The organism is Methanococcus mangrovi (genome assembly GCF_054506835.1).
Genome location: NZ_CP197114.1, coordinates 1,097,294 through 1,113,694, shown reverse-complemented (window position 1 = coordinate 1,113,694; position 16,401 = coordinate 1,097,294). Strand labels below are relative to the sequence as shown.

Sequence of the window (16,401 nt, the reverse complement as noted above, 5' to 3'; positions counted from 1 at the left end):
TAAAAAGATTGAATAAGATTCCTTATTGTATTTCAGTAGCATCGATGTTTATTGGCATCCAGCTGTTTGCGTAAGCATCTTGAACTGGGTAGTTTTCCATGTTTACGGAATAGAGTTTTCTAAATTTCATGTTGAGGTCTTTTAAGAGTTCTGCTTCTAAGTTCTCGTTTATTTCTGCGTTCACAAAGATTGTATCCCCATAGACTTCTTTTACAACATTTCCATTCTTTACAACTATTTCGCCGTTTTTTAAAACATAAGCTGCTTCAAGGAATGCTTTTTCTATCTTTTTACCTGATTTTTCTTCAGGGGCGATGTCATATATTGAAATGTCTGCTTTAGCACCAACACCTAAATGGCCCCTGTCACCACTTAAACCGAGTACTTTTGATGAATTTGCTCTTGTTACTTGCGCAATTTCATACATTGAGTATTCTCTGTCGGTTTCAGTTATGTGGCTTTTTTCTGCAGCCCATGCATGAACCCTATTTTGAATCCAGTCGTCTCTGTATTCTTTGCTGAGTAACCAAGCGATAACTCTTGGGTATCTTATGAATGGTCCTGCATTAGGGTGGTCGGTTGTTAAGATTAATTTTTCAGGGTTTGTGTAAAGGAAAATGTCTAAACCAACAGCCCACTGGAGGGCGTAAACTGGTCCTTTTGGTGAATAGATAAATGGAACAACTCCTGAACCGGTTTCAAGTTCAACGTCACAGTTTGCCCATTTAAGGCCGTTTGTCATGTGAAGATCGTATTCCATTGGTCCATCAGCAGTCATCGTTGTGGTTTCATCAAGTGTAACTTGACCAACATCAATCATTACGTGTTTATGTTTGTTCACGTAATCTGCAGTTTCTACCCCTTTACTTACACAGTCTTTCCATGAGGTTCCACCGTATGAGTGGAATTGGAGGTGAGTGTTATAGTAAACGGTGTCTCTTTCACCGAATTTTGGTTTAGCTTTGATATCTTTTACACAGTCCATCGTTTCAATGGTAGTTTCCCAGTTTCCAGGGTGACCAAGGTTATTTGGGTGCACGTGAACGGAATGAGGTAATCCGAGCATTTCGTTTACTTTTGCAAGTCCAGTTACAATTTCTCTTGGTGTAATTCCAAAGTAGGGTACTTCGTCATCTAAACCGTGTACGTTTTTACCCCAACCCCAAGCTTCTGTTCCACCAGGGTTTACGATTTTTATTGCAAATCCTTTTGTTACTCTTAAAAGCCATGCAACGTATGCAGCACACATGCTCAAATCGCCGTTTTTCAAGTACTCAAGTACCATCCAGCTGTTACCAAATAATGGCATTGCAGCTTTGTCGATTTGTGGTAGATCCATAAATTCTTCGTGTGTGTGTCTTGCAACAAGCGGAGGCATAGCAGCTTCGATAACTGTTGTATAACCCATACCTGAGTATTGGTATCCTGTTTTGAATGTCGAAGGTATTGAAAATCCTGATCCTTGTCTCAATCCTTCTTTTGAAAAGAGATCTTTTTTACTGTCTTCAGGTCTAAGGGCCCTTCCAGTATTTACTTTAGCTCCAGCAATGTGGCTGTGTGAATCAACACCACCTGCCATTACTACTTTTTTATTTGCATCAATTTCTAAAGCATTTTTTGATACAGATTCTACGATTTTTCCGTCTTTCACGCAGATATCCATCTTTTCTCCGTCGACCTTATTTTTAGGGTCAAAGACGGTACCATTTCTTATGATATATTCCATGAGATCACCCAATATTCCAATTATTCAATGTATGCTTTTCTCATTAAATCGGACATTAATAATACTTCTTCGTCAGTTTTTTCAACTTCTACTTCGAGAGGCCCTTTAAATGAAGGCATTGCGGTACTTTCAGTATCTGGTAAAACAACCCTGTTTGCCCAAGGTCCCATTGGGATAAATATCATTCCAATAGGGGCAGGTTCTTTTGTTGTAATTGCATTTACTGCAACGTCACCATATTTTGAAGTTACTTTTATTGCATCGCCATCTTTAACTCCCAATGCATCCATGTCTTCTGGGTTCATGTAGCAGACTGCTGCAGCTTTTCTGTACATTTCAAGGTTTTTTCCAGCTTCAATGGCTTCGCCTTGCCAGATGGTTCGTCCTGTATTTAGCATAAATTTCATAATATCACCCAACAATAGATAAGATATGCTTAAAATTTCAGTTATTTTACAATAACTAATTTAATGGCATCAACAGGGCATGCTTCAATACATGCACCACATCCACCGCATAAGTCCCCGTTTACGATGGATACAACACCATTTTCTACTCTCATAACTAATTTTTCGTCGCTGCTTGGTCCTTTGCCACCATATACATCAGGGTCTTGTGCATTTACTGGGCATGCAACAACACAGTTTCCGCATCCGTGACATTTTTCAGGATATACTTCGAGTTTATACATTAAATCACCTATAATATTCCAATTATTTCATTAATTTTGAGAAAGCTTTTTTCCATGCAGGCGCATTTGCTTCGGTCATGTTTATTTTTGTTCTTTTAACGGTTAATGCATCAACAGGGCATGAATGCGTACATGCACCACAGAGAATACATACATCTTGGTTAACTAAAACATTAGGTACTTTGTCTCCCTGTTTTTCAGGTTGTGGGAATACAAGTGCGTTACATGGACAAACTGAGATACATGCACCACATGCGTTACATGCAGGTTCATCGATGATTAATTCTCCTTCGAATGGTTTTTCAACTGTTATTGCATCAGCAGGACAGATGTTTGCACACCATCCACAGGATACACAGAGGTCTTTGTCGATGTTTGTCTGTCCTTTGATTTCTTTGTAAAGTTCTGGCTTTTTAATTTTGCTTGCAAGTGGACATTTGTAGCAAATTGCTTCAATTGCATTGTGTGGACATGCTTTTTCACATACTTTACAGTATACACAAGCATCTAAGTCTATTTTAATATCTGCAATTGGATTTAAGCTTAAAGCGTTCATGTCGTTTGGAATTAATTCAATTGCATCAGCAGGACAGTATTCAGCACAGATTCCACATAAAACACAAGCATCTTTTTTAATTGTAATTTCTCCTAATACTAAGGATTTTCTTTCAGGAACTTCTCTTTCAACGTCAATAGCACATTGAGGACATACTAATTCACACTGTTCACATAAAACACATTTGGATTGATTTAATTCAATTCCCCTTTTGATTTTAGGGTATTGTGACATTTCGGTGATTGGTTTGTCGTTAATGCTTAATTTAACAGCATCAAATGGGCATGCACATGCACACATACCACATAAAACACATTTTTCTGAGATATCTAATTTTGGAGCATCGAGTTCCCCTTTAAAAATAGCACCTAATGGGCCCATTTCTATAGCGCTTGTAGGACAGATTTCGCTACAAATACCACAACCAACACAGGTGCAGTCTTCCCATTTCAAGACTCTTTTTTCAACGCCATTTCTTGAAATTTCAATGACGCCATCATTTTCGTCTTTTTTGAAGTTTTTCATTGTTTTTCCTCCCTAATTTCAGTTATTTTACTATTTTTAAAGCACCAACTGGACATTCAGAAACGCATTTGCAACAGAGAATACATTTTTCCCTGTCTATTGATATTCCTATATCTTCGGAATACACAGAAACTGCCCCGTATTCACATTCAAGGCATTTGCCACATGCAATACACTTTTCCATGTCAATACTTATTTTTATTTTATAAATTCGCTCTATTAACTTTTTAGTGATATGCTTGTTGTCGCCAAGCGAAGTAATTAATGGAATACCGTATTCTTTGGGTAAATTTATAATCTCTTCAGAGACTCTCATGACCTTATCTGATGGATATCTGCCGTGTAGGTAGTGGGAGATGATTGAACGATCCATTTCTAGAAACTCTGCTATCTCTCTTTGAAGTTTTCCTTCTTTTCGCATATTTATTGCGACTACTGCTTTGATCCCTGATAGTATATGTTCTGGCATAATTTCATCTCATGTGAGTCATATACAACATATGCGACTTATCTATATATATGATTCTTCTAAATTCAAATGGTAATTTATATATATAGATGTTAGGTTTGCTAACGTTATCTTTATATTAATAAAGGATAATTATATGTTAAATTGAAAAATTTAATTGAAAAAGGTCAATTTTAAATAAATATTTTATTTGTGTGATTTTTATGGATATTAAAGCACTTGAAGATAAATTAAAACCAAAAGGAACTGTTTCTATTATTGGATGCGGTAGGCTTGGATTCAGAATAGCAATGGATCTTTTAGAAGTTCACAGGGGCGGATTTGAAAAGATTCAGATTTTTGATGCAGCAAAGATTGATCAAAATGATGTAGTACACAGAAAACACGGTGCAAAAATTGGGGAATATAAAGTGAATTTTTTAAAAAAATTTTTCCCTGAAAAAATTGAAGCGTTTTTTGAAGATATCAATGAAGAAAATATTGAAAAAATAACTGGGGAAGTAGTTTTAATCGTTTTTGCAGGTGGGGATACTCTTCCAATTAGAAAAAAAATTGTAGAATACTGTAAAAATACTAAAAAAGTTGCAATTGGAACTAACGGGGTATTTGGGTTTGAGCCAGCAATTAAAATTGGCGATGCGAAGATTGAAAAAGGCCCGGTTGAATTTTTAAAAATGGAAACAAAAGGACATTTGGTAGTTGGTACGGGTAAATTTATAAAAGACATGGAACCAATAACACCATACACTTTAGACGAGATGGCAAAACAAATCGTTATTGAATCTTTAAAAATTAAAAAAGAATTACTGTAAAATTAAAAAATTAATAAAAAAAGTAATAAATCAATTTAAAATTACGAATTTACTTTTGGTGTTTTTATGGACATAATTGAAAGAATAAACAAGCTGAAAAACGAAAAAAATGCGGTAATTTTGGCTCATAATTACCAACCTGAAGAGATACAGAGAATTGCAGACGTTATGGGGGATTCGCTGGAACTATGCATTGCTGCAAGGGATACGGATGCAGATATAATTGTGTTTTGCGGTGTAGATTTCATGGCAGAAACCGCAAAAGTACTAAACAGCGGGAAAAAGGTACTTATTCCAGAAATTGTTGAAACAGACTGTCCGATGGCACACCAACTTCCACCAGAAGTTATAATCGATGCAAAAGAAAAACACCCTGATGCAAAAGTTATAATTTATGTAAATACTCTCGCTTCTGCAAAAGCTCTCGCTGATGCGACATGCACTTCTGCAAATGCTGACCGGGTTGTAAATTCTTTCGAAGAAGACGAGATATTATTTGGTCCCGACAATAATTTAGGATATTATGTATCAAAAAGATCGAATAAAAAAATTATTCCAATGCCAAAAGGTGGACACTGCTATGTTCACAAAATGTTTACGCTTGATGATGCAAAAGCAGTAAAAGAAAACTATCCAAATGCAGAACTTTTAATTCACCCGGAAAGTGACTCTAAATTACAGGAAATTGCAGATTACGTGATGAGTACTGGTGGAATGGTAAAACACATCTTAAATTCGGATTGTGATGAATTTATCATTGGGACAGAATGCGACATGATATCAAGACTTAAAATAGAACTTGAACGAGTAGGAAAATCAAAAAAACTGATTCCATTGAGATCAGATGCGCTCTGTAAATCGATGAAAAACATAACTTTAGAAAAGATAGAAAAATGTCTTTTGGAAGAAAAATACGAAATAACACTTGATGCTAAAATAATTGAAAATGCAAGAAAAGCAATCGAGAGAATGCTTTCAATTTAAACTTTATATATTTTATTTTTCTTTTGCGTAGTATTTTACCATTTCTTCGGTTTCATTGAATATTTCAGCTTTATAGTACTTAACTTCGCCGTTAGTATCAACTTTTACGTATACATTTTCTATGTTTTTATATTTTTCACCAGTTTGGGCAAGTTTTACATTAGCAAGTTGTGTAAAAGAGTCGCCTTCTCTTGTGTATTCAAAGATTATATTTTTACCTTCAACCGTGTAGCCTTGGTATTCTACACCGCCCTGACTGAAGGTTACTCCTAAAAATACGTACTTTTCAGGAGTATCCTGTCCAACTGAAGAAAAATACACTGCTGCACTCGCGAGAAGTAATAATATAATTGCAGGAAGTACATATTTAACGCTCATTAAATCACCTCAATTCGTTTATAATTGATTTCATACTGTTTATCACGTAGTCAACCTGGGTGCTGGTTAATCCATAAACACTCATTTTGAATTCTTTCGTGACTCCTCTTCTTATTCCGCCGATTCCTCGTTTTTTCAATTCTTCGTAGAAGAAAAACCCTCTTCTTTTATCTTTTTCTGCAATTTCATCTAAAATCGGGGTTTCAAATCTTATAATGTCGTGGTTTCTGGGCCTTTCTCCAATCTGTTTAAATCCTAATGGTTCAAGTTCATTAACCACTTTTCTTGTTTTTTCAAGTTCTAAATCCCAATTTTTAACCCTTTCAATCAGGTGTTCGAAACTTGCCATCAAACTTAAAATTGGAATTCCCCTACTCGTGCAACCAAGCATCTGGAGTTCTTTTACAACATTCACTTTTGAAGTTTCAAGCACGTCATCTTCATATTTTTTATTTATTGAAAGAAGACCACATGGGCCTGATGCAGCCATGCTCTTATGTCCAGATGCTGCTATAAAGTCTACATTTAATTTTTTTCCATCAATTGGCATTCTTCCAGCAGAATATGCGCAATTTAATAAAAATGGATATCCTTTTGATTTTGCAATTTTTCCTACCTTTTCAACATCTGCAACGTTTCCATAATTTCCATCAACATGGGTTAAAAGGATTAATCCGATATTTTTTTTAGAGTCTTCGAGCATGTCAATTTTTTCAGCATAACTTTCAGGAATTACTCTAAATGTTGGGTATTCTTCAATATCAGTTTTTTCGTAGTTTAATTTTGCCCTTTCAAGTGCTACGTATGAAGTATAGTGAGCATTTCCATCCAAAACAACATAATCTCCGTCTTTACAGATGGAATTCATAACAGCGTATTTACTTTCCCTTGCGCCGTGTGTGGGCCTTGTTATGTCCATTCCTAAAAATTTGGACATATCTTCTAAAAATTCGTTTATAGGGGGAGTTTCGATTTGGTCGAGCCTTCCTGAACAGTAATCACAAACACTGTACCCATCCCAGTATTCGTAGATTATTTTTTTAGATTCAGTTGGAAGTATTCCCCCTCTTTGTATCGGATTTAAGTTAATCATTTCTCTTTCAAGATTTCTCGTAATATTTTTGTATTTATCAGTATTTATCTCCATAAAATCACCGGTTCTCGCGTAATTTGACTATTTAAAATTGAGGTCGAGTACAGCCTTTTCAAACCCTATTCTTTTAAGTTCAGTATTTATTCTTTCTATTGAATCATTATCAAATATTTTTTTTGATTCTTCTTTTGTTATCTCAATAATTGCAATATTTTCAAGGTAGCGCACCCTTAAATAACTTTCAATATGGAAGTTTGATTTTATAAACTCTTCTGCTAAATTCGATTTGGCCATATTTTCTTTAGAAATTGGCGCTGATAAAATACGGGTTGCCATACAGGTATCTTTTTTTGGAATATCAATTTTTAAGCATTCTGAAATTTCAAAAATATCGCTTTTAGTGAATTTTAAATCCGAAAGGGGAGATTTTATATTTTCTTCGTTAAACGCCCTGATTCCCGGCCTATCTTCAAAAGTATCATCGTAAATTGTTCCATCAACAATAATATCATATTTTAATTCATTTTTTATTATGTTAAGTTCTTTAGCAATCCTTTTTTTACAGTTGTAACATCGGTTTTTTAAGTCTTTTGAGGTAATTTCATTTAAATAATCTATTTTTATGGTTTTTTGAGGAATATTATATTTTTTAGCACGATTTTCTGCTTTTGTTATTACATTTTCAGAAAAAAATCCGTTATTAACTGTAATGGCGAGTGTTTGTGTAGCATCGCTTGCAATTTTTGAGATAAGTGTGCTGTCAACACCTCCAGAATATGCAACAATCACTTTTTTATTTTTGAAAAACTCGATTAATGAGTTATATTTTTCAAGCAAACTTATTTTCATGCTTATCATCGCTCAAAACCCATTTCTTCGATCATTTTTAAATCAAACTGGATATTTTGTCCGTTTGTGGTTAAATAGTTTCCAATCATTAAACCATCAAGTGCAAGGAGTGAGTATTTCTGCATATCTTTTAAAACATGTTCTCTTCCACCACAAAGCCGGATTACTTTATTTGGAAGCGCAATTCTTGCAATACAGATTGATTTTAATGCATCGGTGGGATTAATGGGGGAAATATCTCCAGAATTTATTTTTTCGTAAATTTTGGTGCCATAAATTGGATTTAAAAGATTCAAAGCAACGCTATCAACACCGAGCTTTTTTAAATCTAAAAATAAATCAACTCTATCGGCAATCGATTCACCCATTCCAAAAATACCGCCGCTGCACATTTCAAGACCTATTTTTTTAGCATTTTGGATTACTTTTATTTTTTCGCTGTATTCATGGCTTGTACAGATATTTTTAAAGTAATTTTCAGATGTTTCAAGGTTGTTGTGGATTCTTACGTTTTTTTCTTTTAACGCGTTTAATTTATCTTTATTTAATAGCCCCAATGAAACACAAACCTTTAATTTCGTTTTAGTTTGAATTTCTTCAATTGATTCAAGAATATTTTCAAATTCTAAATCTGTAACTGTTTTTCCACTTACAACAATTGAAAAGCGGTTTGAATATTTTTCAACCGATGTAGCATTTTTTAAAATTTCTTCTTTTGATTTTAATTTATAAGTGTCTATTTTTGAACTGTTGTGTTTTGATTGGGAGCAGAATATACAGTTTTCAGGACATATGCCTGATTTGGCATTCATAATCGAGCATAAATCAATTTTATCCTTGTTAAATAATTTTTTTAAGTTATATGAAATATCCAGCAAATCATTTAAGTCTAAATTCCATAACTCAATTAAATCGTTTTTATTTAGTTTATTGGCGGCTGATTTTTCGTAAATTTCTAAAGAATCAGGATTTAGTTTAATTTCCTTCAAAAGACCACCTTATGGTGAATAAGTTTCTAAAATAATTTTAAAAATAGTATCTTTTTTTACATTTTAAATTTAATGATCAGCTATTTTCATAACCGTACTCATCTTCAGTCGAACCATCGTAATTTCCTTCATTTCCACCGTTTTCTTCGTATTCTTCGTTTAAAACGGCGGCCTGAACAGTTTCATTTGACGGATTCGTGTAGTCTGCACATCCCGTAAGGATTACGCAAAATATTATTCCAAAAATTAAAACGATACCTTTTATTGTTTTTGAGTTCATGATTTACACCAATTATAATATAATTTTACCTCAAACCATTTCAAAAACATTTCCCAAAACTTCTTTTTTATCAGTCTTTATCAATTGGGGTATTTTTCCAATTTTTCCGGCATGTTCCCCCATACATACAAAAACACCATCAATTTTGGAAATAGTTTCAGCTTTTTCAAGACAGCTGTTTATTGCATCAACACTGTTTCCAACTGCGAAATTCCCAATTGAGGTTGCAGCTGCATCCGCAATGTTCGCAGATTTTGAAAAAACAGTAACAGAATCAGCATTTCCAAGGCTTACTGAGTGTCCAACCGTTCCTGATGAGGTACAGACTCCATATCCATTTTTCATTTTTTCTTTTTTTAATTTAAATCCTAAATTTCCAGAAAGTGATGAATTTCCAGCATAAAGTCCAATAGTGGTATCATTTTCACATTTTAAACAGATATCGCCACCGTTTTCAGAAATTACATTTTTACAGTCGTTTTCAATCAAATTTTCAACAATTAACTGACTGAATGTTCCTGCAACTGCGGCCATTGGTCCAACATCCGCGTTAAATCCAGCTTCAGCCATTAACTTTACAATTTCTGGTGTGTTATCTGACACTTCAACAGGTGAATAGCTCGTTAAAAAGATGGGATTTCTTAAAATATACTTTTCAAGGTTTAATCTTTCGTTAATGATTGTATTTTTTGCAATTCTAAAAAATTTTGGATTATCCACTTTTAGGAGAATATTCGTTTCTTTAATGGATATTTTTTCCTGAAACAATTTCATAATATTCCTTTTTTTTTAAAATTAAAATAAATCAGTGTTGTTCTACCCAGTAGGAACCGTCTTTTGAAAATTCTTTTTTCCATATCGGAACTTCTTCTTTTAAGCTATCAATCAAATATTCACAGGCTAAAAATGCTTCTTTTCTGTGTTTTGCACCAACAACAATTAATACAATGTTATCCCCCACTTTTAGCGTTCCAATCCTATGGATTACTGTAGCATCAATTATGTTAAACTTTTCAACTGCCTTATTTTTCAATTCTTCAAGTTTTTTTGATGCCATTTCTTCATAGCATTCAAATTCAATAAATTCCGCTTCTTTTTCAACGCCTTTATCGTACCCTACGTTTCTAACAACCCCTACGAAATTTACAAGGCCCCCGATTTCAGGATGTTCTTTTAAAAGTGTTTTAGTTTCAACGTCAATGTTAAAATCTTCTTTTGAAACTCTAATCATTTAAACCACCGCAAATTTTGCATTCAGGATTTTTCTTTATATTAAATGTGAAATAATCGTTTGTTCGCATGTTTATTGAAAGTAATTTGTTTTTTAACGGAGTTCCTATTCCAGTTATTAATTTTATCGCTTCACTCGCCTGGATTGAACCGATTACTCCTGGAGTTACCCCTAACACTGGAAAAGACTTATTTTTTTCTTCATCTTTTAATTTAAAAATACATTCAATACAGGGTGTTTCATCAGGAATTATTGTTGTAACCTGTCCTCTTAAGTCTTCAATTGCCCCATGAACCAGCGGGATTTTGTATTTATTTGAAAATTTATTTAATAAATATCTTGCTTCAAAATTATCAAGACAGTCAATAATAACATCTGAATTTTTGATGTGATTTTCGTTTACTTTTTCAGGATAAATTTCAATGTTTATCTCTGAGTTAATGCTTTCTAACTTTTCTTTTGCGGAATTGACCTTTTTTATTCCAATATCTTTTTCAAAATGCAATATCTGTCTATTTAAATTCGAAAGTTCAACTTCTTGATAATCAACTAATTTTAAGTTTCCAGCTCCTGCGGCAGCTAAATATTGTGAAACAACGGTTCCAAGTCCCCCAACACCGACAACAGTTACAGTTGCATTTAATAATTTTTTTTGGTTATCTTCTCCAAAATCGTCCATCAAAATCTGTCTTTTGTATCGTTCAAAGCTCATGGTATCACAGTTATTTAAACAACTATATCATTTAAGTTATAATAATATTGATGGTATGATTTTGGAGTGTGTGTGAAATGTCTAAAATGGTTACAAAGGTTAAAACTTATTCATGGAGTGCAGAAAAAGGGCTTTTAGAAAAAGAAGACACGATAGTAACCGAGGATTTTTACGAATTATACCTTGATGGAAAATTAATCGAAACAATGGTTGTATCTCCTGAAAATATTGAAGAATTAGGAATCGGATACACCATTTCAGAAGGATATATGTCCCCTGAAAACTTTTCAAAGATTAAAATAGAAAACAAAAAAATATGTGTGGAATCAAAAGAAGTAGAAAAAGCAAATGTGAAAAAAAAGGATGTAGATTTAAAATTAAGTACAATTAAAAAAATCATGGAAACAATGCCAATTCTTTCAGATACGTGGAAGATAACAGGCGGAGTTCACTGGGCAGCACTTTTTGATTTTTTCGGAAACAAAATAATTTATTTTGAAGATATTGGAAGGCACAATGCAGTAGATAAGGTGGTGGGATATGCTGTTTTAAATAATATTGATTTAAGTAATGTTATACTTGCATCAAGTGGAAGACAGCCAACTGCAATGGTTAAAAAGGTAGTAAATTCTAAAATTCCGGCAATTATCACTAAATCTCCTTCAACTGACAGGGGAGTAATTTTAGCAGAAGAAAATGATATTGTATTAATCGGTTTTGCAAGAATTGATCGATTTACGGTATACAATGGAGTAGAAAACATAGATTTTAACGTATAAAAGTCTATTTTTTATTTAACTTAACTAATTAATTGGGATATGTGAGTTATATGGATAATAATCTTGAATTTAGGCCTTGGACACAAAATAATCGGAATTTAAAACATTTAAACCAATTAAAAGAAGATATTTTGAATAATTTTGAAGAACTGAATTTAAAAGACGAAAAAATAATTGTAATGCTCAGTGGCGGAAAAGACAGTGCTGTTGCACTTGCGATTGCAAAGGAACTTGGATTAAACGTTCATTTGTGTGTTCATTTTGTCCACAAATGGGCCTGGGATATTTCAACAAACGAAGCAAAAAAATTGGCAGATAAGTTCAATGTACCTATAATATTTCCGGATATTACAGAAGAATTGGCCAAAAAAACGCAAGGTGCGAAAGGAAAAAGCATCTGCCGTATTTGCAAAACCATAATGAAAGCACACATGGTAAATATTGCAAAAGAAGAAAATGCAAAAATAATCATGACTGGAGAAACTGCACTTGAAAAGATTGCAGGTCCAGTCTTTCAATATATTCGCGAAAATAATTCCAAAAGTAAAAGAAAAGATGAATCTGAACTTTATAAAAAAATGGAGCTTACAAAGGTTCCAAAAAGATACAAAATTCATTTTTTTAGGCCTTTAATTCGTGTTGGACATTTTGACGTGTTTAATCTTCAAAAACACTATAATATCGATATAAAACGGGTAAGTGAAGCAGGAAATAAAATTGGCTACTGGAGAGAAGGATGCTGTCTTCAATACTGTACTCCGGATTGCGAACTAACAACTGAATTATTTGACGATTTATACAAAATAAATAAAAAAGCAACAGAAATTGCGCGAGATTGCGGATTTAGGGCATCGATTACACTTCCCGCAAAAGAAATTACTGTAATTCCTGAAGAAGAAAAATACTTTAAAAAAATTGAGGAAATTTTAAAAGAGATTTAATTTTAAATTTTATTTTTAATTTTTATTTTCTAAGTGTTGCAATAATTCTTTTTTCATTTAAAAGCAGTTTTATCGCATCTTCAATGTTGTTAATTAAAATATCGGATTTTAAAAGTGCATTTGTCGATGCTCCTTCTTCCCTGATTATTAATATTCCAAGTTCACTTTTTTCAAGCATCATGCAGTCGTTATTTCCATTTCCAATACCAATATATGGAGAATATTTTTCAGCAGCATTTACTTTTTCTATTTCGTTTTTAATTCTGTCAACTACAATTGGAAGGCCGTTAAATTCTTTTTCTAAAGTTCCGTAAGTGTCTGCTGTAAGTACAACAATTTTATAACTTTTTCCAAGTTCTTTTAAAAGTTCTTTTATTTTCTCGCTTACAAGCCCGTCAACTGCCAAAGTTCCGTTTAAGTCAAAAACAACAGTTTTAGAAGTTATTTTCCCGTAATTTGGAATTTCAATGATATTACCACCTTAAAAAAAGAAATAAATTATTTAGAAATTTTTACGTACTCGTTAAACGCTTCTCTCGTGGTTCCAACGACAACTCTTTTGTAAGTTTCTTTTCCAGAGACTTCTTCTAATTTTCCGCGGACAATTATTTCTTCGCCAGTGTAAGCTGAACCTGCATAAGTATGGGTAAAGGATACTACTTCTTCAATTTCAGAGGCAGAAACTTTTGCATTATTTTCATTATTCAAAATTTCAACATCTTCAATTTTGTATATCGCAGGGTTGTCAAAAACAAACGTGTCATCTTTTACTTTTGCTTTAATCTGGATAAATCCTAAATTTTTGTATTTTTTGTCGCCGTATTTTTCAGTTATTTCATTCCATTCTCTTGTTGCGAGTAAATCAAACATAACGTCATCAATAACTCCCCTGTTTAATTTTCTCTGTTCATGCCATACAAAATCATCGTAAGTTAATGTTCCATCTTTTATTCTTTTTACGTAAGCTTTTTTCCAGAAATCTTCGGATAATGGCGATAAAACACCATCTTTAAAAGTAACTGAAAGAATTTCTCTCGCAGTTTTGTGATTTTTCATCCCGTAAATTACAAAATCGATATCTGAATTTTCATTGTTTAGTTTTAAAACAGTTGACCCAGAAACTCCCATTTTTTTATATTCAAGGCCGTAATCATGGAGTGTTTCTGCTAATTTTGCACATTTTTTTTCAGCTTCAGTATTCTGCTCGTTTAATACTTCCTGTAACCTTTTTTGAGGACTTAATATTTCTTTAATATCGTTTTTCGGGATTGCATGTAAAAGTACGTCATTTATCTCATCATAAAACAAATATTCTGGGTAGTATTCTTTTAAAATCCCGTAAGCTTTGACACTATCAGCCACTTTTATGAATCTTTCCCCATCAAGCGTCCTTATGTCGTTTTCATCGAGTTCATAATCTTTTAAAAGATGATTTCCAATTTTTTCAATGTTTATGTATCTTAAAAAAGAAATAACTGAATTTTTGGGATGATAATAAGTATTTACCGCAAAATAACCTGCACCAGTTTTTACAAAATCTCTAATTCGAGTGTCCATAATTTCACTTTTTTTAATTTAGAAAAATATAAATTCGAATATAATTTGTAAATTTAGTTATTTCATTTGTTTATTTTAAATTATCCCTGTTTTAACCCAACTGCCGCACCTGCTGCAAATCCTCCGCCTAAAGATACTGAATGGATTAATCCAACAGCCAAGCTTCCATAAGACATTACAGCACCTTCAACGTTTCCAACGAGTCCAAGCAATGCGTCAGTATTTATTGAAATTACTCCTAAATTGCTCAAATAAATTAAACTGAATACATAAAGGCCCATTAATGCAATAACCACCTTCATGGCCATTTTAATTCCCCAGCCAACAACAAATCCCGTTATAAATCCGGTTCCAAGGTCCGGAACAAACTGCATTATGTCCATGATATCCCTTTTTAGCTTTTATATAGTTATTATATAGTTCGTTAAATTACTTTTATATCTTTTTGTTCTGGTTTTTAAAAGAATGTGATTTTAAGATTTTGAACTGACATTAATGTTAAATGCACTGTTATTAAGTTCACCGATTGGAATTCCGCTTTCTAAAACATAAGTTCCAAGTAAAAGACTGTCTTTTTCAATAATTGTACGGTTTATAATATTTTTACCTGCAATATTGTTGGTATTTTCCATGAAATATTTGTTTTCGCTTGAATAGTCAGTAATTATCTCTGCGTAATTGTAAGTATTACCAATTTCTATAAATAGGCCATAATTTTCATTATATACAATTATATCGTTGTAATTAAGCGGTTTATTGAATTTTAGGTCAGGTTTTTGGACATAATCAGAATTTAGAAATATCATTCCGTTTTTTGTTTTTATGTCGTCATTTACAAATAGGCTTCCAAATCTCCAGAATGGAGTTCTAATGGCTACTTTTGAGTAGTTATTTTTATCAAGGTACGCACCATCAAGTATAATAAAGAAATAGTCAGGGGTTTTGTGCTCAGAGGTTTTATTCACCGCAATTTTTAACATGTCTTTATTTACGTAGATAAATTCTGGATATGGGCTGTTTTCAACGATTTCAACAGAACTGTAATCATTTCCAATACATCCTGAAAATAGTGTTGATAACACCAATAAAATTAACAATGTTATTGTTGAAAGCAAACTCTTTATTTTTTTCAAAACTATCCCCTCGTCAGTTTATAATGCATACTAAAAGGTAAGAATAATTATTTTCAATTAAATTTGATATTTTATCGGTAATTATTTTTTCATTTGAATATGAAAGATTTTCAAGAACTGTTAGTTCTTTTTTTTCCGAAATTCCATTTTCAATTAGGAATTTAAGGTCATTTTTTAAATTATTCGGTAAAAAAATCACCTTTTCATTATTGTTTACACAATCCAACAGCTTTTTTAAATTTTCTTCTTTTCCATGCAGTGTGAGAATGTTGTAGTCTTCCCATGATATTTTGGCTTTTGCAGCCGCCATCTGAATTGAGGAAATTCCAGGAATAACTTCAAAATCATCTTTTTTGATGAAATCAAATGAAAAAATGGTTTTTAAAAGGCCACTAAAGCAAGGGTCTCCAGTTGACAGTATAGATACCTTTTTTTTAGATTTTGAGTTTTTATAAGTTTTTAAAAATTCATAAAGTTCGTTTTTAAGGTTTACTGTAAGTTCTATTTTTTCCCCGTTAATTTCAAAGATATCAAGCGACCTTTTACTCCCTAAAACAAAATCTGAAGTTTTAACAGTATTATATGCCTTTTCTGTAACATAATCCCTGCTTCCAGGTCCAATTCCAACGATATAAATCACGGTATCCCAGTTATAATTTTTTTGAAAAAGTTTTTAGCGAAACTATATTTAAAATG

Annotated in this window: 22 protein-coding genes; 4 read left to right on the top strand and 18 right to left on the bottom strand. The window is 32.7% G+C overall.

Going from position 1 to position 16,401, the window contains the following annotated elements:
* Window positions 1–22 precede the first annotated feature (22 nt).
* From fwdA to ACS5L2_RS05905, 5 genes are read right to left on the bottom strand one after another with little or no spacing between them, the layout of a single operon-like run.
* Window positions 23–1,726, bottom strand: a complete 1,704-nt coding sequence (gene fwdA, locus ACS5L2_RS05925; protein ID WP_459201106.1) for a tungsten-dependent formylmethanofuran dehydrogenase subunit FwdA — start codon at window positions 1,724–1,726, stop codon at window positions 23–25.
* A gap of 20 nt (window positions 1,727–1,746) precedes the next feature.
* A complete protein-coding gene (gene fwdD, locus ACS5L2_RS05920; RefSeq protein WP_459201105.1) occupies window positions 1,747–2,133 on the bottom strand; it encodes a tungsten-dependent formylmethanofuran dehydrogenase subunit FwdD in 387 nt (128 codons plus the stop codon).
* Between the two features lie 41 nt (window positions 2,134–2,174).
* Entirely contained in the window at window positions 2,175–2,417 is a 243-nt protein-coding gene (locus ACS5L2_RS05915; RefSeq protein ID WP_459201104.1) for a 4Fe-4S binding protein, read from the bottom strand.
* Between the two features lie 22 nt (window positions 2,418–2,439).
* Window positions 2,440–3,498 (bottom strand): tungsten-dependent formylmethanofuran dehydrogenase subunit FwdF, encoded by a 1,059-nt coding sequence (gene fwdF, locus ACS5L2_RS05910; RefSeq protein ID WP_459201103.1) that lies wholly within the window; start codon window positions 3,496–3,498, stop codon window positions 2,440–2,442.
* A gap of 22 nt (window positions 3,499–3,520) precedes the next feature.
* On the bottom strand, window positions 3,521–3,967 hold the full coding sequence (locus ACS5L2_RS05905; protein WP_459201102.1) for a 4Fe-4S binding protein: 447 nt from the start codon (window positions 3,965–3,967) through the stop codon (window positions 3,521–3,523).
* Window positions 3,968–4,170: 203 nt separating this feature from the next.
* Here ACS5L2_RS05905 and ACS5L2_RS05900 point away from each other — a divergent pair, with 203 nt between their 5' ends.
* Together ACS5L2_RS05900 and nadA are read left to right on the top strand one after the other, a co-directional pair.
* Window positions 4,171–4,779, top strand: a complete 609-nt coding sequence (locus ACS5L2_RS05900; protein ID WP_459201101.1) for a ThiF family adenylyltransferase — start codon at window positions 4,171–4,173, stop codon at window positions 4,777–4,779.
* Window positions 4,780–4,845: 66 nt separating this feature from the next.
* The gene (gene nadA / locus ACS5L2_RS05895) at window positions 4,846–5,763 is read left to right on the top strand and encodes a quinolinate synthase NadA (protein WP_459201100.1); all 918 of its coding nucleotides are present in this window, start codon (window positions 4,846–4,848) and stop codon (window positions 5,761–5,763) included.
* Between the two features lie 12 nt (window positions 5,764–5,775).
* On the opposite strand, the gene ACS5L2_RS05890 is transcribed toward nadA, so the two are convergent.
* From ACS5L2_RS05890 to ACS5L2_RS05855, 8 genes are all read right to left on the bottom strand, one after another.
* Complete coding sequence (locus tag ACS5L2_RS05890; RefSeq protein ID WP_459201099.1) at window positions 5,776–6,141, bottom strand: hypothetical protein; 366 nt, start codon at window positions 6,139–6,141, stop codon at window positions 5,776–5,778.
* 4 nt (window positions 6,142–6,145) lie between these two features.
* On the bottom strand, window positions 6,146–7,288 hold the full coding sequence (gene pscS, locus ACS5L2_RS05885; RefSeq protein ID WP_459201098.1) for an O-phospho-L-seryl-tRNA:Cys-tRNA synthase: 1,143 nt from the start codon (window positions 7,286–7,288) through the stop codon (window positions 6,146–6,148).
* 27 nt (window positions 7,289–7,315) lie between these two features.
* On the bottom strand, window positions 7,316–8,092 hold the full coding sequence (gene larE / locus ACS5L2_RS05880; RefSeq protein WP_459201097.1) for an ATP-dependent sacrificial sulfur transferase LarE: 777 nt from the start codon (window positions 8,090–8,092) through the stop codon (window positions 7,316–7,318).
* Complete coding sequence (gene bioB / locus ACS5L2_RS05875) at window positions 8,089–9,072, bottom strand: biotin synthase BioB (RefSeq protein WP_459201096.1); 984 nt, start codon at window positions 9,070–9,072, stop codon at window positions 8,089–8,091. The genes larE and bioB overlap by 4 nt, the downstream gene beginning before the upstream one ends.
* A 76-nt stretch (window positions 9,073–9,148) precedes the next feature.
* Window positions 9,149–9,352, bottom strand: a complete 204-nt coding sequence (locus ACS5L2_RS05870; protein ID WP_459201095.1) for a hypothetical protein — start codon at window positions 9,350–9,352, stop codon at window positions 9,149–9,151.
* Window positions 9,353–9,382: 30 nt separating this feature from the next.
* A complete protein-coding gene (locus tag ACS5L2_RS05865; RefSeq protein ID WP_459201094.1) occupies window positions 9,383–10,126 on the bottom strand; it encodes a UPF0280 family protein in 744 nt (247 codons plus the stop codon).
* Window positions 10,127–10,157: 31 nt separating this feature from the next.
* A complete protein-coding gene (locus ACS5L2_RS05860) occupies window positions 10,158–10,583 on the bottom strand; it encodes a molybdenum cofactor biosynthesis protein MoaE (protein WP_459201093.1) in 426 nt (141 codons plus the stop codon).
* Window positions 10,576–11,295 carry a HesA/MoeB/ThiF family protein gene (locus tag ACS5L2_RS05855; protein WP_459201092.1) on the bottom strand — a complete coding sequence of 240 codons (720 nt, stop codon included), beginning with the start codon at window positions 11,293–11,295 and terminating at the stop codon, window positions 10,576–10,578. The genes ACS5L2_RS05860 and ACS5L2_RS05855 overlap by 8 nt, the downstream gene beginning before the upstream one ends.
* Before the next feature lie 77 nt (window positions 11,296–11,372).
* Here ACS5L2_RS05855 and ACS5L2_RS05850 point away from each other — a divergent pair, with 77 nt between their 5' ends.
* On the top strand, window positions 11,373–12,074 hold the full coding sequence (locus ACS5L2_RS05850; RefSeq protein WP_459201091.1) for a formate dehydrogenase accessory sulfurtransferase FdhD: 702 nt from the start codon (window positions 11,373–11,375) through the stop codon (window positions 12,072–12,074).
* A 50-nt stretch (window positions 12,075–12,124) separates the two neighbouring features.
* Entirely contained in the window at window positions 12,125–13,015 is an 891-nt protein-coding gene (locus ACS5L2_RS05845; protein WP_459201090.1) for a phosphoadenosine phosphosulfate reductase domain-containing protein, read from the top strand.
* Window positions 13,016–13,037: 22 nt separating this feature from the next.
* Here the strand turns inward: ACS5L2_RS05845 and ACS5L2_RS05840 are convergent, their stop codons facing one another.
* The 5 genes from ACS5L2_RS05840 to ACS5L2_RS05820 all read right to left on the bottom strand — a co-directional run bounded on the left by ACS5L2_RS05840 (window position 13,038) and on the right by ACS5L2_RS05820 (window position 16,345).
* A complete protein-coding gene (locus ACS5L2_RS05840; RefSeq protein WP_459202622.1) occupies window positions 13,038–13,487 on the bottom strand; it encodes an HAD family hydrolase in 450 nt (149 codons plus the stop codon).
* Between the two features lie 26 nt (window positions 13,488–13,513).
* A complete protein-coding gene (locus ACS5L2_RS05835; protein WP_459201089.1) occupies window positions 13,514–14,572 on the bottom strand; it encodes a nucleotidyltransferase domain-containing protein in 1,059 nt (352 codons plus the stop codon).
* An 80-nt stretch (window positions 14,573–14,652) separates the two neighbouring features.
* The gene (locus ACS5L2_RS05830; RefSeq protein ID WP_459201088.1) at window positions 14,653–14,955 is read right to left on the bottom strand and encodes an FUN14 domain-containing protein; all 303 of its coding nucleotides are present in this window, start codon (window positions 14,953–14,955) and stop codon (window positions 14,653–14,655) included.
* A 90-nt stretch (window positions 14,956–15,045) separates the two neighbouring features.
* On the bottom strand, window positions 15,046–15,705 hold the full coding sequence (locus ACS5L2_RS05825) for a hypothetical protein (protein WP_459201087.1): 660 nt from the start codon (window positions 15,703–15,705) through the stop codon (window positions 15,046–15,048).
* Window positions 15,706–15,718: 13 nt separating this feature from the next.
* Window positions 15,719–16,345 carry a cobalt-precorrin-7 (C(5))-methyltransferase gene (locus ACS5L2_RS05820; protein WP_459201086.1) on the bottom strand — a complete coding sequence of 209 codons (627 nt, stop codon included), beginning with the start codon at window positions 16,343–16,345 and terminating at the stop codon, window positions 15,719–15,721.
* Window positions 16,346–16,401: the final 56 nt, after the last annotated feature.